Source organism: Ureaplasma urealyticum serovar 8 str. ATCC 27618, assembly GCF_000169535.1.
GTDB lineage: Bacteria > Bacillota_I > Bacilli_A > Mycoplasmatales > Mycoplasmoidaceae > Ureaplasma > Ureaplasma urealyticum.
On record NZ_AAYN02000002.1, the window covers coordinates 85,892 to 107,340 of the forward strand.

Consider the following 21,449-nt stretch of genomic DNA (forward strand, 5'->3'; position numbering starts at 1 on the left):
GGAATTTTATTTTTTACTTTTTTTCTTATTTAATAAAACAATTGTTTGTTTGTAATCTTTAATTCATAACTTAACAATTTCTAACGCTTCTTGTCATGATTGTGGTTGAGTTAAATCAACACCTAATAATTTAATTGTGTCTAATGGATCTTTTGAACCACCACTTGATAAGAAGTCAAATACTTTTTGTTTTGCGCCTTCTACTTTAGTGAAAACACGATGTCCTGAAATAATCGCTGCAACTTGACCTACTGCATATTTATAAACATAGAAGTTACCTACATAGAAATGTGGAATACGAAGTGGTGTAACACTTGATAATGAATAAATTGAAGTTAAATCTTCTACAATTGGTTTGTTTGTATATTCAAATTCTAATTTTTGATATTCTTTCATAACAACATCAGCTGTAAATGGTGCACCACTATTAATTAATTCATTAGCAATTCATTCAAAATTTGAGAAAATTACTTGACGTGTTGTAGTTGCAAAGAAACCACTAATCATTTCATCTAAAATCATTAGTTTCATTTCAAGATCATCTTTGTATTTCTCTAATAAGTAGTAGTTTAAATATACTTCATTTGAAATTGATGCAATTTCTGCATAGAAGATCTTGTAATCACTATAAATTTTTTGTGTACGATTAGAATATAGTGAATGCATTGAGTGTCCTAATTCATGAACAATAGTTTGTACATCACGTAATGAATTAGTATAGTTCATTAAAATATAGTATTTACTAATTCCTTTTGTACCACCAATTGAATAAGCACCACCACGTTTACCTTTTTGTGGTAATCATGAAACTCATTTTTCATCAAATGCACGTTTAATATTACTTACATATTCATCACCTAAAATTGATAATGAATCGATTGACATTTGTTTTGCTTCTTCAATTGAAATATCAATTTTTTTAGAAATTAATGGTAATGCATTATCTCATGGTTCAATTTTTGAAACTTTAATTAATTTCTTTAAATATGCATTTCTTGCTTTTTTATAATCTTCGTTTGCTTCTTTATAAAGTTTTACTTGATCATAAATTAAAGTAATTAATGATTTATCTACAACATCATCAAAAGCTGCTTTAGCAATATAATCTTCAAAGTTTTTTGCTTTTGCTTGTTGATTTAATGATAAATAGTTGTAATACAACATTTTTGTAATTGATTCACGTGAATCATAGTATGCTTTGTACATTGATAAATATGCACTCTTACGTAAAGCACGATCTTTAGCTTTTAAATGAACAAAAGCTTCTGCTTCGTTATTAATTGGGTGCTTTTTACCTTTTGAATCAATAGCATCAGCAAATTTCATATCATTGTTTGTATATGTTGAATAAATTGTTGAAAAACCTTCATCAGCACGTGCTAATTTTGAATACAATTTGCTTTGTTCATCATTTAATGTATGTGGTTGATAACGAAAAATTTCGTCATATTTACGTGTATATACACTTAATTGAGGATCTTTTAAGTATTCTTTAATTTTAGCTTCATTTGCTAAAATTACGCTATCATAATTACTTAATGCTGTTTCTAATTCATAAAAAGAAGCTGATAGTTTTTGTGATCAAGAATTTCATTTTGGATCAACAACGTTAGTATTTAAATTATTTGAAACATAATTATAAAAACGGTTAGCAATAATTGTAAATTCTTCTTCTAAAACTTGTCATTGAGCAAAATTTTCTTTTGAATCTAAAAAAGTTGCAAAAGCTTTAATACGTTCAGCTTTTTTTGCTTCAAATTCAGCGTATAAATCGTCTAATGATTTGTTATTTAATAAATCATCAAGATCTCATTCGTATTTTTTATTTTCCATTACAATCTCCTTATAACGAATATAATATTTCTAGTTTTATAATTATAATATTTATTAATAGCAATATACTAAGTTAATTGCTAAAAATAAGAAAGAAAAACCTATGTTAAATGTTGTAAATAAGTTAAAAATTAAATTAGAAAATCTAACAAAAAAGCCTTTAAAAGTTTTATTTATTGAACAAAGTTTAGAAATTGATAAAGCAAAACAAATATTAAGTCAAAATTCTTTGATTAATATCGTTGATTTAGCATCTTTTAAAACACCAGAAATTATTAACGAATGCGAAAACATTTGGTACGAATTACGAAAATCTAAGGGAGAAAGTCAAAAAGATGCCCAACTAGCAATTAGTAATGATTTAAATTTTGCTGTTTGTTTGAGTTATTTAAAGAAAATTGATATTTTAATTGTTGGTGCTAATCTATCTTCAAAAACTTGTTTTAGTAGTATTTTAAAAATCTTAAAAAATCCTAATGGCTCAATAGCATGTAGCACAATGGCGATGGCTAGTGAACAAGAATTAATTTTTATGAGTGATTGTGCTTTAAATTTAACTTTGAATAAAGATCAAATGATTGATGTAGCAAAACATTCATACACAATTGCTAAAAAATATTTTGAAGTTTTAAATAATCATGCAGCATATATTAGTTATTTAAGTCAAAATGATGTCTTATATCAAAATAATGATTTTGATTTTATTGGACCAATGCAATTTGACGCTGTAGTTGATTTAAGAGTAAGAAATAAAAAAATAATTAATTCACATCAAAATCATATTAATCATTATGTTTTTGATAATATAAGCATTGCTAATACAATTTTTAAAATTTATCAAACTAAATTACATTATTTAACAATAGGTTCATATATTAGCAATATCTTAACAAAAGTTAGTGTTATTAGTCGTTCAGCAAGTGTTGATGAAATTGTTGCAACAACTTATTTGTTATGTGTTGCCTTCTTAGTTGATTTATTTTAATAAAGATATTAAAAACCACTAAAGACGAAATAAATCTTTTAGTGGTTTTGTTTAATTAACTATTAATTTATTAGTTTCTTCATAGCTAAAGTATTCTTTGCTAATGTGTGTTAAAACTAATAATTCTACTTTTAGTGATGAAGAAGTTAATTTATTTAAAATCATTGGAGTATCAAATTTAATATTTTCGTTTTCTAAAATTGATTTTAATAAATTAATATTTTCATAATTAATTTGGGTTTGTACATTAAAAAAATCATCAAACCCTGATAATATTAGTTGTTTACTAATATTAATATTATTAGTATCAAACTGTTCTAAGCCCATTATGTTTGGCGTTAAATAGTATGATACTGCAACTGTTTTTTTATTTTTAATTAAACTAAATTTAGTAATTGAATTAAATTTATTGCCATGATATTCAAAATCAATTATGAATTGTTCGTATTTAATATTATCAATAATTTCATATAAATTAGCAAAGGCTTTATTAGTAAAGTGATCAATACTTGAATAAACATAATAACCACTTCCTTTAATTGTGGTTACAATTCCTAATACTTTTAAAACTTCATAAGCATTATGAATTGTAATTCTTCCACAATTAAAATAGTTTGCTAATTTATATTCACTAGGAATCAATTCATTGATTTTGTATTGATCCATAGCAATTTTTAAAATAATATAGCGAACAATATAAGTTTTATTTGTCAGCGTTTTGTTTTGCTTTACTATTGTCTTGTACTTCCTTTATTTTTTTATCAAGTTCCATTTGTTCAGCTATTTTCTTACGAATATTAGCTTCAAGAATTGATAAATCACGATCGAATTTATCAACAATAAACGCTGTTGTTTTTTCTTCTAATAATGTTGATTTTGCAGCTTCTCATTGTGCTTTGTTTTCTTTAAAATCACGAATTGATAAATTTGTTTCTTCGTAGTATGATTCAAGAATTTTAGTTAATTCATCATCTTTAATTTCAATATTAAATTCTTTTTGTAAATCTTGAAAAATTAATGCTTTAGCAATAATTTTTTGTGAAATTTCATAAGCTAGTTTTTCATCTTCAACACCAAATGCTTGTTTGATTCTTGGTGCTAAATCTTTAACGTCTTCTTCGTTAACATCAATTTCATAAAAATCAGCAAGATATGTCATTGCTTTGTTAAATAAATTTTCACGAACAATAATGTTATGTAATTGTTGAGCACGTTGTTCTTCAGTTTGTTTTGCAAAAACAGTGTTAATTCTTTCTTTGTGCATTTCTAATGCTTTAGGATCAACACTTAATTCTTCTAACACAATTGTATGTTTTCAATCAATTGGTTTTTTATTAATGATAGTACTTTTAAAATTCATATATTATTTCCTTTAGTTATTAAATGCATGAGTTTAATACACTTATATTATAATATTTTAAATTAATTGCTTTAATTACTAAAACAACATATTATTTATTATTTGATAAATAATCTTTAACTTTAATGTTATGAACAATTTTTTGATCATCAACAATATCAATTTGAGCATCAATATTATAAACATCTTTTAATAAAGTTTTAGTGATGATTTCATTGGGATTGCCATTAGCATAAATTTGACCATCTTTTAATACAAAAACTTCATCACTATATTGAATTGCTTGATTAATATCATGTAAAATTGCAATAATTGTTTTTTGACGTAGAATTTGTAATTTCTTTAATGATTCAAGCAATTCATATTGGTTTTTAATGTCTAAATATGTTGTTGGTTCATCTAACAAAATAATTGGTGTATCTTGTACTAAACATAATGCTAAAACAACTTTTTGTCTTTGACCACCAGATAGTTCTTGCATAAATTTTTCTTTTAAATCATGTAATTGCATTTCGTTAATTACTAAATCAATAACTGCTTTATCATCTTTTCCTAAAATCCCACTAATTCCTAAATATGGATTACGACCAAAAGTAATAAAATCAATAACACGTGTGCCTTGGGGAATTTCAATACTTTGAGGAATATAAGAAATTAATTGAGCTAGTTGTTTAAAACTTAATTCACTAATATTTTTATCAAAAACTTTTATATTACCTTTTTTTAATTTTAATAATTTAACAATTGCTTTTGCAGTTGTTGATTTTCCACACCCATTGGGACCTAAAATTGTAGTAAAAGAATTTTTTTTGATATCTAATGTTAAATTTTTTAAAACATCAGGTAATTTTTTATGATACTTATAAGATAAATTATCAACAACTAAAGCATAATCATTGCTTTCTTTAATAATTCGATCTCGATCTAATTGATGATTACAAAAATATTTACTGAAAATTTTAAACATATTTTTATTTACCTCTCACAATTAAATACATAAAATAAGGCGTGATAATTGTTGTTGATAAAAAGCCAACTGGAACTTGCGTATTAAAATTGACTGAAATTAATAAGGCGAAACAAACTAAAATAGCTCCAATTAAAAAAGCAGCAAACATTGTAATTCCTGTTTTGTTGCCAAATAATTGGCGAGCAACACTTGCTCCAATAACACCTAATAAAGCGACATAGCCAACTAAAACAATTTCTAAACCTGCCAATAAGGCCACAAGGAAATAAATACTAATTTTTAAACGTTCAACATTAATTCCTGTTGTTGATGCTAAAGCAGCGCTTGTTTCATATAAATCAATTTTTTTACGCAAAAATCAAATTGGAATTAATGTTAATGTAATTAAAATTGAACATGAAATTACTAATGATAAGTCAATGTATTGAGAATTAGGAATTATTCCTAAAGTGTAGTTTTTAATGTTTTCAAAAGCAATCATTAAATTCTTATCTTGATTTGAAAATAACGAATTGTTAGCAGGATTAATCAAAACTACAGAAACTGCTTCAAATAAGAAGTTTAAGGCGATTCCTATAATGATAAATTTTTCATTATTTGCCTTTCCTAGTTTTGATAGAGTATAAACAATGCTTGTTCCAAGAATTGATGATAAAAACATAATTAATGGTAAGATACGCATTTCAGGATTTAAATAACTGCTTGTTTTATCTTTTATAAGAATAAAATAAAAAGTCATTAAAATAATATTTAATGATCCAATTCCTAAAACAGAAGTGTCTGCTAAATGATTACGTGTAACTTTTTGTAATAATAGTCCAGCTACAGCAATAGCGCCTCCAGAGAAAAATGCCATTAACGTTTTGGGACCACGAATATTAAAATTAAATTGATTAATTGATACATCAAACCCATTAGTAGCATCATAATAAATTGCTAATGTCAAAAAAATAAAACAAAGGGCAATAGCAATTAGCCCTGCCATTTTAATAATTGCAAATTGTTTATAATTAAGGTTTTTAATTAAATAAAAATGATGTTGTTTGAGTTTTGTTTTGTAATTAATTTTCATTAGTCCTCTTTTTATTTTGAGTTAACAAATGTATCTCAATATGAACCTCAATTATTGGCTTTTCTTAATAAATGTTCATTTTGTTTAATTACTTGCGGATCAATTGTTTTATTAATAATTCTAATTATAGAATCTAAAATCATATTATAACCAATAGGCGATTTAATTCCATCATTTCATAATTCATAATTATCATCAAAAACACGATTAGCAGGATCTTCATAATTTGGTTTAATTAATGACATGATCAATTCTTTTTGTGGTCTAGTTAAGTTGTTGCTATGAAAGTCTTCTAAATTTTGATAACTAATTTTAATTAAATAATCAAATTGTGAATTAAATTTAGCAAAATTACTTGCACTTAATGATCCTTCGCCTAAATTTCATCATCATCCATTATCGTCCATATTAAATAGAGATCCAACAATGTTTTTATCAACTTGTACGCCGTCTTGACTATCACCACCACCAAAACAATGAATTTGACCATTACCATGTCTATGACATAATAATTGTTTTCCATTAACATCTTCTAATAATTCAGTTCATTCATCTTTTTTTAAAATTGGCTTTGGCGCTTTAAACCCTAGATCATAATATAAAAAACCATATTTAGATTGAGTTTGTAATGTTGAAGAACCGCTATTTTGTGATGTCGTTAATAATCCTAAAGTTTTAGAATTAGTGTTATCAAATTGTTTTAGATCAGGATTATAATTTTTATCAACAACACCTACTGCTTGAAAATAAGCACGAATTTTGTTTAAACGTTCAATTAAATTTTTAGCAATTTGATTAGCATTGAATAAAGCTTTTTTTAATGGTTCTAATTTTGCTAAGTTATCTTTAAAATCAATTTGTGCTTGTTCTGAGTATGCATATTTAGTTGTTGCATAAGCAATATCGTATAAATAAAGCAATGAATCGCGCATTGTCCCTAAATAAACTTGAGTTCCACCATCTCATCGCATATTTTGTTCATAAATTGGGTGATGTTGTAAAATTGATGTAATGTAATCATCTTGTTTTATTGTTGGCGAAAAAGGATTGTAATTTAAATGATTTAAGCCAGATTCTCTAACTTTTTTTGTTAATACAACTGTTTTAAGAGCTTCATAAATTTTTGAATTTAGCGACTTAGGATTATTTCAATTTTTTTCAGTATAAAAAATAGGAATATCATTGCCTTCTAGAACTCTTTTTTTAAAAGCGGAATTATTAAAATTAATTCCATCAAAAGTTTGACCATTAAAATAGTCTTCTTGTAATTTATTAGCAATGTATGAATAATTATATAATTCGTTCAATTCGCCTTTTTCTTTATCTTTATATTCTAACCCTAACAATAAACTTTTTCTCAGTAATGAATTAGGCTTATTTTTAAAATTTAGAATGTCATCCTTATTTAAAGTTAAATAAAAATCGCGGCTCATTTTAAAATCAACAGGAATTATTGTATTAGGATTTGATATTGGACCATCATGGGCAACTAATGATTTTTTTGCACGTTCAAAGTGGCTATTATCAATTAGATAACGATCATAATAAACAAGTTTGCCTTTGTTTTTATTTCAATACTCTTCGTTTACACCTTCACCATAAGTATTACCACTAAAACTTCATCATGTTGTTCCATATTGTTTAATATCTTTTTCTAAACTAGTTAACTTTTCTTTAAACTGATTAGCAAAATTATCTTTTTCATAAAATCATTTTTGATAATCAGATTTTTGGGGATTTAAATAATCATATGGAGCTTTTTTCTTTCAATACATTTGTTGTGGATAATAATCTGGTGTAATTCCCAATGCTAATAAATTATCCGCTTGTGATGTATAAGTTGGCATAATGTCATATTTAATTTGTTCTTGAATATTTGTCGAAGATGTTTTTGTACATGAACTAGCAATTGTAGCAACACTAATTCCAAAAGAAAGCAATCCAAATGTTCCTAGTAAATAAATTTTTGTTTTTTTATGCATTTTTAATCCTTAATTTTCGCTTTTTTTAAATTCTTATCAATTATAAATAAAAGGATTATTATAAATAAAAATAAATTACTTAAATGTATGCTTAATTAAATTTAAGTAATAAAAAATGGAATTAATAAGAGAATTTTTGACTAATAAACTTTTTTTCTTTAATCAATTTTATATATAATAAAAGGATAGTAGCCTAGAATTGGCTCAATAACATTTTTTATATAAAAGGAAACTTATGATTGAAGATTCCCAACAAATTATTGATAATCAAACAACTTTTAGTGTTGGTGTTTTAATAATATTAGCAATTATTACTATTATTTTAATTTGCTTTTCAGCATTTTTTTCAGCAACTGAAACAGCTGTTACAAGTGTGACAACTGTGAAATGAAAAACTGAAAGTAATAAAATTAAGTCAAAAACAATTATTAATGTAATTTATAAAATGATTAATAACTATACTATTACATTAGCCACTATTTTAATTGGTAATACACTAGTAAATACTGCATCATCAACAATTGCTGGTTTATTTTTTGCAGGTATTGTTAAATCTTTTAGTACAGCGAGTAATGCTGAAGCTATTGGAACAGGGATTGCAACTGGAATTATGACTTTAATTGTTTTATTATTTGGTGAGTTTATACCAAAAAATTTTGCTAAGAAAAATCCAATTAAAATTCTTAAATTAGTTGCTTATCCACTAAATTGTTTTTATGTACTTTTTTGGCCATTAACATGACTTTTAAATAGAATGTTTAATAAGAAATCACAAAGTGTAATTACAGCCACTGAAGAAGAATTAAAATCTTTAGTTGAAGTTATTCGTCACGAAGGAACATTAGATAGTCAAGAAGCTTTAATTATTAACAAAGCAATTTTATTTGATGACATTTTAATTAATCAAAAAATGGTTCCTTGAAATCAAGTTGTTAAAATTAGCGAAAATAAAACAGTGCTTGAAAGTTTTGAAATTTTTAATTCAAGTGGTTTTTCACGTTTGGTGGTCATTAATAAAGATGATGAAGTAGTTGGTATTATTCATTTAAAAAAGATTATTAAATATCTTCTTAACGAACCTAATACAATCATCAAAGACATTATGGAAACACCTTTATTAATGAATCAAAAAGACACTTTATATGATGGTTTAAGAACAATGCAATTTCAAAGAATTCATTTAGGTATTGTTGTTGATAATATCACTGAAAAAAATCCAATAGGAATTATTACATTAGAAAACATTACTGAAGAATTAACAGGTAATGTTTATGATGAAACAGACAACGAAAATGAAATTAAAGAAATTCAAGTTGTTAATGAAACAACATGACGTGTTAATGCTAAAACTAATGCTAAATTATTTTTACATCAATATATTGATAAAAATATTGAAGTTGATGATGATATTAATATGGGCAAATACATTGCTAAAATTAATAAAAATCGTGCTTTTAAAAACCGTCAATTAATTAATACACCTAATATGTATATTGAAACCTTTAAAGATGTAAGAACTAATCAATTTGCTTTTTTAATTGAGAAGAAAATTAATAAATTATAAGAATTAAAAAACTAGTTTTGACCAAACTAGTTTTTTCTTTCATTTTTTAATATTAATTCTTCATACATTTGCTTAATGCGTGAGTTAAAGTGATTTAAACCACTTTTAGAAATTTCAATATTAAATGTTTGTTTTAATAAATAAGCTAATTCATTTAATGAGCAATCTGGATTTTGAATTCGTAGTTCACAATACTTTAAAAATTTATCGCTTTGTTTGCTAAAATCTTCATGGTTTTTTTTAATTTCTAAAATCATTTCTTTAGCTAAAACCCCTGCTTTAGAACTTTTAGAAAGATTAGAAATATCCAAATTATTTAAACGTTGTTGTTGATTATTAAAATCACGTTGAATACGAATATTTTCAAACTCAAATAAAGAATTTTGTGTACGAATCGCTTTTAAAAAATCACTAATTGTTTCTGATTTTTTAAAATAAATAATGGTTTTTTTATTACGATAAACAATTTTATACTCTAATCCATAACGTGATAAAGCTTTTGTTAGTAATGGAATATAATTATTTGAATCACAACGAATTTCTAGATGGTAATTTTCAAGTGGGTGAGCAATTGATCCGCCCGATAACATAGCACCAATTAAAAAATTTGAGCAATAACGATCTTTATGAAAATTCTCATCATTTTCATTATCAAATAGCTTTAGTATTTCATCTAATTTATCTAAATCGCCTCAAAGTGCTAACGAATAATTAGTACGTGTTTTATTTAAATGATCTGGTTCGACAATAATTTCATATTCAAGATTTAAATTATTAAAATGTTCTAGTCCATTTAAAATAAATTCAATAATTTGAAGATTTTGTGATTTAAGAATTCAAGTTAGTTTTTGACCAATTTTAATGGTTAAATTATTACGAAAAAAAGAATATAAAATAACTTTGTAATCTGTTGAAGAATAATCAGTATTCGTATAAATATCTTCTTTAACAAATTCACTAAAAGTAAATTTGTTAAGATCTTTATCAATTATTTCTTGTAATGTACTCTTTTGCATAAAGTGCAGCAATTACTCCATCATTTATAGCTGTAGCGATTTGTCGAACACTTTTATCAACAATATCTCCAGCTGCAAAAATTCCATGAACATTGGTTTCCATATTCTTATTAGTTGTAATAAAACCGTTTGTTTCATTAAAAATATTTAAGTTACTTGCATTAATTCTTGATGGTAATAAACCAATAAAAGTGAAATTGGCTTCAACATTTAATGTTGTTATTTCATTGGTAACTAAATCTTTAAATCTTAAACCTTGCAAAAACTCTTCGCCAAAAAATTCGAATGTTTGCTTATTGTAATGAATCTTTATATTAGAAGTGTTCTTAACAATTTCAACCATTTGTCGTTCAGCTTTAAATTCTGGTTTATTAGCAATTAAATGAACTTCTTTAGCAATGGTTGCTAAATAAATTGCTTCTTCAACTGCTGAATTACCAGAACCTATAACAGAAACAACTTTATTTTTATAAAGTGGTCCATCACAAATTGCACAATAACTAATCCCTTTGTTTTCAAATGTTAATTCACCAGGAATGTTTAAACGTCTATTTTCTGTTCCTGTTGCAATAATTACAGTTTTAGCAATTAGTGTTTGTGTAGCTAATTTAACTTCTTTATATTTTTCTTTTAAAGTGATTTCATCAGCTAATTCATAAATTACAAGAATATCTAAATTTAAAACTTGTTCGTACATTTTATAAGCTAATTCAGGTCCTGAAATACTATTAATTCCTAAATAGTTTTCCACATTTGCTGTTAGTGCTACTTTGCCACCTGGAAATTGCTTTTCAACAATAATGACATTTAAACCTGAACGTTTAGCATAAACAGCAGCAGCTAATCCTGCTGGACCTGCACCAATAATCACTAAATCATAAATTTGTTGATTCATTTAACACCTACTTTCTTTTATTTGTGGCAATAATATAAAAATTCCTCAGGATTTCTTAATTGACCAAACTTGTGAGCTTGTTGTTTCTTTTTGTAAAATAGTTCAATGATTGCATCCAATAAAAATCTTTTTCTTAAAATTGGTGCTATAAATTGTACATATAATGCTCCAAGCACGCCAAAAATTAATAATAATGAGTTAATTACATATGTTCCTGCAAAACTAAATTGTGGTGCCCGTGCTGATTCTGTACTAAAACGAATTACACCATAAAAGAAGAAATACGACATTGAAACAAAACCAATTTTTAATTGCTTAATGTATGATAGTCCAAAGTAGATAAAGACAAAAACAATTACATTGAAGAATGATTCATATAAGAATAATGGTTGATAAATTGTAAATAAAGTTTTATCACCTTCAATAAAGTAATGTTTCATACCCTCAAAAACAGCAGGCATTGCTTTTTTTAATCATTGCAAATCATTAACAGTGCTTTCAGCACCAAAGATTTCACCATTAATAAAATTACCCCAACGACCTAAGGCTTGACCAATTAAAATTGTAGGAATAATCGCATCAGCATAAATTCACATGCTAGGTTGACGAATAATAACATTACCATCAGCATCAAGATCACGAACATGATATTTAGGCATCCGCAATATTAGTGGAAAATAAATCGCAGCACTTAGTACACCAGCAATAACCCCACCTTGAATCGCTAATCCCCCATTTCTAAAATCAAAAAAATCTTTAGCATCACCAATTGCTAACGATCATAAACGAGCACCAATAATTGTCATTGGAATTGCTAAAAAAATGTAATAAAAACCTGGGTCATAAGGTACTTTATAGTGAAATTTTAGACGTAAACTATAAGTTAATATAGCAAGCAAAAAACCACAAACAAAAATGATTCCATATCAATATATATTAAAGTTGCTTCCTATACTAAAAGCAATTCGATGTGCAACAACATCATTAATTAGCGTGCTTTCTGGATTAATAATTTCTAATTGCATCTAATTCCCCTTTTTGTCAATTTGTAAAATGAACTCTTCTGCTGAATTATAACCTGATGTTTTTAATTTATAATCAGTGATAGCAGTTTCAATAATATCTGAAATACTTCTACCTTCAATAACTGGAATATAGTAATAAGCGATTTTTGTTTCTAAAAATTCTTTATGTTGAATTTCTCGTCCAAAACGTTCAAACTTAATTTTTTCATGTTTAGCAGCTTTAATTAGTTCTATAACAATTTCAATTTTTGTTGATTCGATCATTCGTTCAATTCCAAAAGAACGTGAAAAATTCATAATACCTAAACCACGAATTTCAATAAAGTCTTTAGTTGAATCTTCAGCTCTTCCGTATAGGTTACCACCAATTCTATTTACTAAAATAGCATCATCGCCAACAAAAATATGACCTTTTTTAACTAATTCAATCGCTAACTCAGATTTACCTACTCCTGACTCTCCCATTAAAATAACACCAATTCCATAAATAGATAATAAAGTTCCATGAACTAATGATTGGTGCGAAAGTTTTTGGCTAATATAAGTGTTGATTGTAAAATTTAATTCATAAAAACTATATTTAACCTCTACAATCGGTATCTTATAACGCTCTGCTAATTTTAACAAAATTCCAGCGTGTTTAAAATTTTTGCCAAAAATAATTAGAGGTGGATTTAGATCTAAGATTTTTCCTAATTTTTTCGAAATAATTGTTTCTGAAAACTTACTAAAATAATTACTTTCTTTAGAACCAAAATAAACAATGTTTCAAATCTCTTTAAATAAAATTTCGCCAGCTAATTCAAAACCAACTCGTGTAATTCCTGTTGTTGAAATTTCACGATCAATATAATCAGAGTTTGCAACAACATTTAAATTAAATTTTCTAACAACTTGACTAACAAATAATTTACCACGAATTTCCATTAATTACCTGCTTGTTTTTCTATAATATTTGGATCATCAATAACATCATTTTTATCATATGATATTAAACTAATTAAATCATCTTCATTAACATGAATATAAAGATTTTCTTGAACACGATAAGCTTTTTCTTTATTGATTTGTTTACCAAAGAACTTAATTAATGAAATAATTTTATTTTCATTTGGATTGCTAATTTTTTGATCAATTAAGAAATAATAGATTAAATAGTATTGAACTCCATCATCTTGACGAACAAAATAATCATATCTATATTTGTTCTTTTTAAATTCAATATATGATAATTCTACAAAATTAGCAAAAGAACTATGTTCTTTATTATATTTAAGAACTGCTTTTTTAAAATCATAAACTTCGTTTAAACTTCAATTACTAATGGTTTTGCGTACACGATTACGTTCGTATATGTCTAATTCATTAGTTTCATCAATTCCATATTTAATTTTATTTTCATCACAATAGCGTTGTAATGTTTGTTTACGTATAAATAATACTGGACGTTTAACAATCATTCCATTAACAACATTACTTTCTTTAATACCATAAAATAAAGCTTTTGATTGACGAGCGCGTTGCATATACGCTGTTTCTAAAAAATCATCAAAATTGTGAGCTATATATAAGTGTTGTATGTTGTATTTTTTACCAATTTCTTTAAAGAAATCATAACGAATTAAACGAGCTTTAGCTTGAAAATTATCAATATGAGCATATTTCTCATAAACTTTTTCATCAACATCTAAAATTTCAATTGGTAAATTATTTTTTTTACAAAAATCAACTACAATTTCTTGATCTCGATCAGCAGATTCACGTTTATGATAATTTACATGACAAACAACACTAATATTTCTTTTATACATATTTAGCATAGCCATAGAATCAGGTCCGCCTGAAACAGCAGCTAAATATTTTTTATTAGTAATTTTATTAATTAAATTTGTTCATAACTTTGTCAAAATCTTCACCAATCGCTTCTAATGCAGCTAAAGCGCCTTTTATAATAGCTGGTTTAATTATAACCAATTCATCGATCTTAAAATTTGATAAGACGTATTGATCTAATTTTGCGTGTGGATCTTTTCCAATTCCTACACGTATTCGTTTAATCTCTTCAGTTTTTAAAAGATTTATGATATTTTTAATTCCATTTTGCCCACCAGATGAACCTTTTTTTCGTAATTTTATTACACCTAGTTTTGTGTCAACATCATCATAAATAACAATTAAGTTCTTAATAGGAATGTCATAAAACTTTAACATTTTACTAACAAATTCACCACTTAGATTCATATAAGTTGTTGGTTGACAAAAAAATACAACACAATTGTTATAAATTGTTTTAGCGAACATTCCATTAAATTTTGAATTATCTAAAAAAAGATTAAGTTTATTGCAAATTTCATTAACTACCATAAAACCAGCATTATGTCTTGTTTTTGCATAATTTGAACCTGGATTGCCTAATCCAACAATTAAATATTTTTCCACATTTAATACCCACAATATAAACACTTAATGTTCATAATTTTCTTCAATAGCATATTATATTATAGATAAATTTTAAGTTATGCACATTTAAACACCTAATAATAATATTTATAATTAAAATAAAACAAATAAAAATTAAAATATATTTTTGAAAAGCACAAGATTTTTTTTTAATTTTATATCTTTTATAATATTAATAATGAAAATACAAAGGTTATAAATCAACAATGGAAGTTTTTGTCTCTATAAAAAAGTTAATTGAAGCAATGAAATTTAGCACAACCATTGCGAATACAAATAATGCAAATGCTTTATTATTAGGTGTTTTAATTGAAGTTAATGAAAATAAGATTACTTTTAAAACAACAAACAATCAAGTTAGTGGTTATAAAGAAATTAGTGATGGATTTGAATACTTTAGTAGTGGAAAAATTTTAGTTACAGCTAAAATCCTTTTAGGATTGATTTCTAAACTTAAAGATAAATCAGTTTTATTAAAACAAGTTGATACAAATATTTTATTGATTAAAACTGAAAACTTTGAAACACAAATTAATACCATGAATATTGAAAGTTTTCCAAGTTTAAATTTTAGTTTAGAAGATTATGTAAAAATTAGTTTGCCACACCAAATCATGCAAGAAATTAATGCAAAGGTTTTACCTAATGTTTTAAATAGCCAAGGAATCGAAAAGATCCAACCAATTTCAGGTGTGCTAATTGATACTGAAACACTAGATAATCAATTAATTGCCATTGGTACAGATAAGATTAAAGCTTCATGTTTAACTAAACCTTATTTAGGTGAAAAGTTTAAATTTATCATTTCTTATTCAACAATGAAATTAATTATGGAAGTTTTAAGAAATGTTGAATATAGTAATAATCAGATTGTTGATTTTTATGTTCGTAACAAAAGTCTTGTTTTTAAAGTTAATGATGCAATTTTACAAACGCGAATGATTGATGGTGTTTATCCAAATGTTTATTCAATTTTTAATGAAACAAATGAAGAAAAAAACTATGTTTTTGATCGTCGTTTACTAATAGAGATTATTGAACGTGGTATGAATATTGTTATGCAAGAGCAAAATCCTAAAATTAGCATTAAAATTGAAAATAACGAAGCAGAAATTAGTTTAACAACTTTTGAAATTGGCAATATGAAAGAAAAAATGCCAATTATTAATTTAAGCAATGCAAATGTTGAATTTATTGTTAATCCTAGTTTATTAGCTCATGTTTTAAAAAACTTTGAAAACAATGATGTTACTTTTAAGGTTAAAGATGAAATTTTGCGTCCTATTATTTTTATCGATGCAAAAGATCTTGGATTTAAGCAAATTTTATCAAGAATAAAAAATTAGAAAAACATTTAATTTTTTGTAAAATTAAACTAACAATAAAATTAAAATAATGCTTGTATTTACAAGTGTTTTTGTGTCAATTTTTAATATTTTATATATGTTATAATAAATATGTAATTATTACAAAATATTAAAGGTTTATGAAGAAAATTTTTATATCGACTGAGTATATAACTTTAAACCAATTTTTAAAAATGGCTGGGCTAATCAATAATGGTGGTCAAGCTAAATTTTGATTATTAGAGAATGAAGTTATAGTTGATAAAAAAAAAGAAGATCGTCGTGGTCGCAAATTATATGATCAAATGATTGTTAAAATAGGAAATCAATTGTATCAAATAGTTAAAACCGATGAGAGTAGATAGGAGTTTTATGAACGATTCTAATAAAGAAAATAAATACACCGCTGAAAGTATTAAAGTACTTGAAGGATTAGAAGCGGTACGAAAACGTCCTGGTATGTATATTGGTTCAACTCAATCAGAAGGTTTGCACCATATGATTTGAGAAATTGTTGATAACTCAATCGATGAAGCAATGGGTGGTTTTGCAACAGTTGTTAAAGTTATTATAAAAAAAGATGGAGTAATACGAGTTGAAGATGATGGACGTGGAATTCCAGTTGGAATTCATGAAAAAACTGGTTTATCAGGTGTTGAAACTGTATTAACTGTGTTGCATGCTGGAGGTAAATTTGATAATGATAGTTACAAAGTCTCTGGTGGATTACATGGTGTTGGTGCATCTGTTGTTAATGCTTTAAGTAAAAACTTTAAAGTTTGAGTTAATAAAAATTATGTTCAACATTACGTTGAATTTATTAATGGTGGACATGCTATTGAACCATTAAAAATAATTAACGACAAAGATATCAAAGAAAAAGGAACAACAATTGAGTTTATTCCTGACTTTGAAATCATGGAAGAAAATGAATGAGATGAGCTAAAAATAATGGCTCGTTTAAAACAATTAGCTTACCTTAATAAAGGTGTTAATATCGAATTTGAATCAGAAATGACTAATCGTAAAGAAAAATGACATTACGAAGGTGGTTTAAAAGAGTATATAGCTGATTTAAACGCTGAAAAAGAACCATTATTTGATGCTATTGTTTACGGTGAAGAAGAAAAAGAAGTTAAAGTTCCAGGTCACAATGATCAAACTTATAACATTAAATGTGAAGTAGCATTTCAATACAATAATTCGTACAACAATTCAACACACTCATTCTGTAATAACATTAATACTACAGAAGGTGGAACACACGAAGAAGGTTTTAAATTAGCGATTACACGTTTATTAAACAAATATGCAATCGATAAAAAGTATTTAAAAGACACTGATGATAAAATCACTAAAGAAGACGTGAGCGAAGGGTTAACAGCGATTATTTCTATTAAGCACCCTAACCCTCAATATGAAGGTCAAACAAAGAAAAAATTAGGAAATAGTGAAGTTCGTCCTTATGTTAATGAAATTACTTCTATAATTTTCGAAAAATTCTTAAATGAAAATCCAGAAGAATCAAAAAAAATTGTTGCTAAAGTTATGCAAGCCGCTGAGGCACGTCGTCGTTCTCATGAAGCGCGTGAAGCTACAAGACGAAAATCACCATTTGAATCAAATTCATTACCAGGTAAATTAGCTGATTGTTCAAATCGTGATTCAAGTGTTACAGAAATTTATATTGTCGAAGGGGATTCAGCTGGTGGATCAGCAAAAACTGGTCGTGAACGTGAATTCCAAGCAATTTTACCATTGCGTGGAAAAATTATTAATGTTGAAAAAGCAAAAATTGACAAGATTTTCGCTAATGAAGAAATTCAAAACATGATTACTGCTTTTGGAGCAGGAATAGGGCCTGAATTTAATATTGAAAAATTAAGATATTCAAAAATTATTATTATGACCGATGCCGATGTCGATGGTAGCCATATTCGAATCTTGTTATTAACATTCTTTTATCGATACATGTTACCATTGATTCAAAATGGTAATGTTTATATTGCTCAACCACCACTTTATAAAGTGAGTTATGGTAAAACAATTAAATATGCATATTCTGATCAAGAATTAGAAAAAATTAAATCAACATTGTTGAATACAAAATATAACATTCAACGTTATAAAGGGTTAGGGGAGATGAATCCTGATCAATTATGAGAAACAACAATGGATCCTAAAAATCGTCTTTTATTAAAAGTTAATATTGAAGATGCGGCAATCGCTGATAAAACATTTTCTTTATTAATGGGTGATGATGTAACACCACGAAAAGAATTTATTGAAAAAAATGCAAAATATGTAAAGAATATTGATGCTTAAAATTGAGGTGGATAAATTATGGCGTTAAAAAAACCAAAAAAAAGTCGTTTAACAACCGAAGAAATTAAGCAACAATTAGAAGGTTCAACGATTAAAGAACAATCAATTACAAAAGAAGTTGAAACATCATTCTTAGATTACTCGATGTCTGTAATTGTTGCACGTGCTTTACCTGATGTACGTGATGGATTTAAACCTGTGCATCGAAGAGCATTATTTGCTGCTTTCGAAAATGGAATGACACACGATAAACCCTATAAAAAATCTGCGCGTTGAGTAGGGGATGTAATTGGAAAGTACCACCCTCATGGGGATCAAGCCGTTTATCAAACGATTGTAAGAATGGCGCAAGAATTTTCAATGCGTTATTTACTAGTTGATGGTCATGGTAACTTTGGGTCAATTGATGGTGATAGTGCAGCTGCGATGCGTTATACAGAAGCGCGATTGTCAAAAATTTCTTATGAGTTATTAAAATACATTGATAAAGAAACAGTTGATTTTGTACCTAACTATGATGCGTCAGAACAAGAACCAAGTGTTTTGCCATCAGGTTTTCCAAATTTATTAACAAATGGAACAACAGGGATTGCTGTTGGGATGGCAACAAACATTCCTCCACACAATCTAACTGAAGTTTGTCAAGCAATTAAAGCTTATGCTAAAAACCATGATATTAGCATTCCTGAAATTATGGAACATCTAAAAGGACCCGATTTCCCAACAGGTGCTGAAATTTATGGTGATAGTGGTATTATTAACTACTTTAACACAGGTCGTGGTTCAGTAACAATTCGTTCAAAATATGAAATTGAAGATATTGGACAAGGGCGTGTAGCGATTGTTGTAACAGAAATTCCTTATATGGTTAATAAGGTTAATCTAATTGAAAAAATTGTTGAATTAGTAACAAATAAACAAATTGAAGGAATTTCTGATCTACGTGATGAATCAAGTCGTGATGGAATTCGAATTGTAATTGAAGTTAAACGTGATGTTATTCCTGAAGTATTATTAAATAAATTATTTAAAACAACAGCTTTACAAACAAACTTTAGCGTAAATAATTTAGCTTTAGTGAATGGTGTGCCAATGGTATTAAACATTAAAGAAATGATTAAATACTATTTTGAACACCAAATTGAAGTTTTAGTAAGAAGAACAAAATTTGATTTACGAAAAGCAAAAGAGCGAATTCACATTGTTGAAGGTTTAGTAATTGCTGTTAATAATATCGATGAAGTAATTAAGATTATTAAAGCATCAGGTGATGATGATATTGCTTCAAAAGCTTTAATTGCACGTTTTGGTTTAACAGAATTACAAACAAAAGCAATTCTAGAGATGCGTTTACGTGCATTAACAGGATTAAATATTGATAAACTAAAAAAAGAATATGAGGATTTATTGCTAATAATTAAAGACTTAGAAGATATTTTAGAAAACTATGATCGTCAAGTTAATATTATTTGTGAAAACCTAGATTATTTAATTGAAAAATTTGGTGATGAACGCCGTACAGAAATTATGTATGGTGTTAGTTCACATATTGACGATGAAGATTTAATACCAGTTGAAGATATTGTTGTAACAATGTCAAAACGTGGTTATTTCAAACGTTTACCAATTGATACATACAAAAATCAACGTCGTGGCGGTGTTGGTGTTCAAGGATTAAAAACATACGAAGATGATGATGTTGAAAAAATCTTGGTTGCTAATACCCACACTGACTTACTATTCTTTTCTGATTTAGGTCGTGTTTATCGATTAAGAGGTCATGAAGTTCCATTAGGTTCACGTCAATCAAAAGGAATTCCGGCAATTAATTTCTTACCAATTGAAAAAAGTGAAAGCATTTTAACTATTTTACCAATTGATAATTACGAACAAGGTTCATTATTCTTTACTACAAGTAAAGGAATTATTAAACGAGCAAATCTAAGTGATTTCGAATCAATTCGTGCAAATGGAAAAATTGCAATTACTTTAAAAGAAGGGGATAAACTATTCTCAGTAATGCAAACACTTGGTAATGATGAAGTCTTTATTGGAGCATCAAATGGTAATGTAATTCGTTTCAATGAAAATGATGCACGAGAAATGGGACGAATAGCAACCGGTGTTAAAGGAATTAATTTAGAAGATGATGAATATGTTGTAGGAACAGGTTTATCAAGCCATGGTGAATACGTTCTAGCTGTTGGCTCTAAAGGTTTAGGTAAATTAACAGATATTAATGATTATCGTTTAACTAAACGTGGAGCAAAAGGTGTTAATACTTTAAAAGTAAATGATAGAACAGGTAATTTAGTAAGTATTAAAGTTGTTAATCGTGATGAAGAAGCTTTAATTATTACAACTAGTGGAAAAGTTATTCGTTTATCAATTCAAGATATTAGTGTTATTGGAAGAAACACATCAGGCGTTAAATTAATTTCATTAGAAAATAAAGAAGAAGTGAAATCAATTGCTATCTTTAAAAAAGAAGAAATTGATGATAATGATGATGAACAACAAACATCACATGGAAATGAGCATAATTTAGAATAAAATACAATAAAAACTACTTTTAAAAAATGAAGTTATACTTTGCTTTTGTTAAAGTGGTTTTTA

Annotated in this window: 18 protein-coding genes; 6 read left to right on the forward strand and 12 right to left on the reverse strand. The window is 26.5% G+C overall.

Annotation, left to right across the window (positions count from 1 at the left end; translation table 4 throughout):
- Positions 1 to 6: 6 nt before the first annotated feature.
- Positions 7 to 1,833, reverse strand: a complete 1,827-nt coding sequence (gene pepF / locus UUR8_RS00375) for an oligoendopeptidase F (protein ID WP_004026177.1) — start codon at positions 1,831 to 1,833, stop codon at positions 7 to 9.
- 103 nt (positions 1,834 to 1,936) lie between these two features.
- On the opposite strand from pepF, the gene UUR8_RS00380 reads away from it, so the two are divergent.
- Positions 1,937 to 2,818, forward strand: coding sequence for a phosphate acyltransferase (locus UUR8_RS00380; RefSeq protein WP_004026099.1), 882 nt, complete (start codon positions 1,937 to 1,939; stop codon positions 2,816 to 2,818).
- Between the two features lie 51 nt (positions 2,819 to 2,869).
- On the opposite strand, the gene UUR8_RS00385 is transcribed toward UUR8_RS00380, so the two are convergent.
- The 5 genes from UUR8_RS00385 to UUR8_RS00405 all read right to left on the reverse strand — a co-directional run bounded on the left by UUR8_RS00385 (position 2,870) and on the right by UUR8_RS00405 (position 8,202).
- Positions 2,870 to 3,502, reverse strand: a complete 633-nt coding sequence (locus tag UUR8_RS00385) for a winged helix-turn-helix domain-containing protein (protein WP_255296226.1) — start codon at positions 3,500 to 3,502, stop codon at positions 2,870 to 2,872.
- A gap of 19 nt (positions 3,503 to 3,521) precedes the next feature.
- Positions 3,522 to 4,178 (reverse strand): MPN555 family protein chaperone, encoded by a 657-nt coding sequence (locus UUR8_RS00390; RefSeq protein WP_004025832.1) that lies wholly within the window; start codon positions 4,176 to 4,178, stop codon positions 3,522 to 3,524.
- 91 nt (positions 4,179 to 4,269) lie between these two features.
- A complete protein-coding gene (locus UUR8_RS00395) occupies positions 4,270 to 5,145 on the reverse strand; it encodes an ABC transporter ATP-binding protein (RefSeq protein ID WP_004025581.1) in 876 nt (291 codons plus the stop codon).
- 4 nt (positions 5,146 to 5,149) lie between these two features.
- Complete coding sequence (locus UUR8_RS00400) at positions 5,150 to 6,220, reverse strand: iron ABC transporter permease (RefSeq protein ID WP_004025735.1); 1,071 nt, start codon at positions 6,218 to 6,220, stop codon at positions 5,150 to 5,152.
- An 11-nt stretch (positions 6,221 to 6,231) separates the two neighbouring features.
- Complete coding sequence (locus UUR8_RS00405; RefSeq protein ID WP_004025829.1) at positions 6,232 to 8,202, reverse strand: Vmc-like lipoprotein signal peptide domain-containing protein; 1,971 nt, start codon at positions 8,200 to 8,202, stop codon at positions 6,232 to 6,234.
- A 235-nt stretch (positions 8,203 to 8,437) separates the two neighbouring features.
- Here UUR8_RS00405 and UUR8_RS00410 point away from each other — a divergent pair, with 235 nt between their 5' ends.
- The gene (locus UUR8_RS00410) at positions 8,438 to 9,766 is read left to right on the forward strand and encodes a hemolysin family protein (RefSeq protein ID WP_004025554.1); all 1,329 of its coding nucleotides are present in this window, start codon (positions 8,438 to 8,440) and stop codon (positions 9,764 to 9,766) included.
- Positions 9,767 to 9,792: 26 nt separating this feature from the next.
- Here UUR8_RS00410 and whiA read toward each other — a convergent pair whose 3' ends face one another.
- From whiA to pth, 6 genes are read right to left on the reverse strand one after another with little or no spacing between them, the layout of a single operon-like run.
- Positions 9,793 to 10,782, reverse strand: coding sequence for a DNA-binding protein WhiA (gene whiA, locus UUR8_RS00415; RefSeq protein ID WP_004025645.1), 990 nt, complete (start codon positions 10,780 to 10,782; stop codon positions 9,793 to 9,795).
- On the reverse strand, positions 10,748 to 11,677 hold the full coding sequence (locus UUR8_RS00420) for an NAD(P)/FAD-dependent oxidoreductase (protein ID WP_004025629.1): 930 nt from the start codon (positions 11,675 to 11,677) through the stop codon (positions 10,748 to 10,750). The genes whiA and UUR8_RS00420 overlap by 35 nt, the downstream gene beginning before the upstream one ends.
- A gap of 17 nt (positions 11,678 to 11,694) precedes the next feature.
- Complete coding sequence (gene lgt, locus UUR8_RS00425; RefSeq protein ID WP_004025579.1) at positions 11,695 to 12,702, reverse strand: prolipoprotein diacylglyceryl transferase; 1,008 nt, start codon at positions 12,700 to 12,702, stop codon at positions 11,695 to 11,697.
- Positions 12,703 to 13,629 carry an HPr(Ser) kinase/phosphatase gene (hprK, locus tag UUR8_RS00430; protein WP_004025850.1) on the reverse strand — a complete coding sequence of 309 codons (927 nt, stop codon included), beginning with the start codon at positions 13,627 to 13,629 and terminating at the stop codon, positions 12,703 to 12,705.
- Complete coding sequence (gene tilS, locus UUR8_RS00435) at positions 13,629 to 14,609, reverse strand: tRNA lysidine(34) synthetase TilS (RefSeq protein ID WP_004026004.1); 981 nt, start codon at positions 14,607 to 14,609, stop codon at positions 13,629 to 13,631. Before tilS ends, hprK begins: the two co-directional genes overlap by 1 nt.
- Positions 14,581 to 15,141 (reverse strand): aminoacyl-tRNA hydrolase, encoded by a 561-nt coding sequence (gene pth, locus UUR8_RS00440; protein ID WP_004026167.1) that lies wholly within the window; start codon positions 15,139 to 15,141, stop codon positions 14,581 to 14,583. The genes tilS and pth overlap by 29 nt, the downstream gene beginning before the upstream one ends.
- Positions 15,142 to 15,368: 227 nt before the next feature.
- Here pth and UUR8_RS00445 point away from each other — a divergent pair, with 227 nt between their 5' ends.
- The 4 genes from UUR8_RS00445 to gyrA all read left to right on the forward strand — a co-directional run bounded on the left by UUR8_RS00445 (position 15,369) and on the right by gyrA (position 21,386).
- Entirely contained in the window at positions 15,369 to 16,508 is a 1,140-nt protein-coding gene (locus UUR8_RS00445; RefSeq protein WP_004026132.1) for a DNA polymerase III subunit beta, read from the forward strand.
- Between the two features lie 140 nt (positions 16,509 to 16,648).
- Entirely contained in the window at positions 16,649 to 16,873 is a 225-nt protein-coding gene (yaaA, locus tag UUR8_RS00450) for a S4 domain-containing protein YaaA (protein WP_016828978.1), read from the forward strand.
- 7 nt (positions 16,874 to 16,880) lie between these two features.
- Positions 16,881 to 18,833, forward strand: a complete 1,953-nt coding sequence (gene gyrB / locus UUR8_RS00455) for a DNA topoisomerase (ATP-hydrolyzing) subunit B (protein ID WP_004025678.1) — start codon at positions 16,881 to 16,883, stop codon at positions 18,831 to 18,833.
- A gap of 18 nt (positions 18,834 to 18,851) precedes the next feature.
- Positions 18,852 to 21,386, forward strand: coding sequence for a DNA topoisomerase (ATP-hydrolyzing) subunit A (gene gyrA / locus UUR8_RS00460; RefSeq protein ID WP_004025553.1), 2,535 nt, complete (start codon positions 18,852 to 18,854; stop codon positions 21,384 to 21,386).
- Positions 21,387 to 21,449 lie beyond the last annotated feature (63 nt).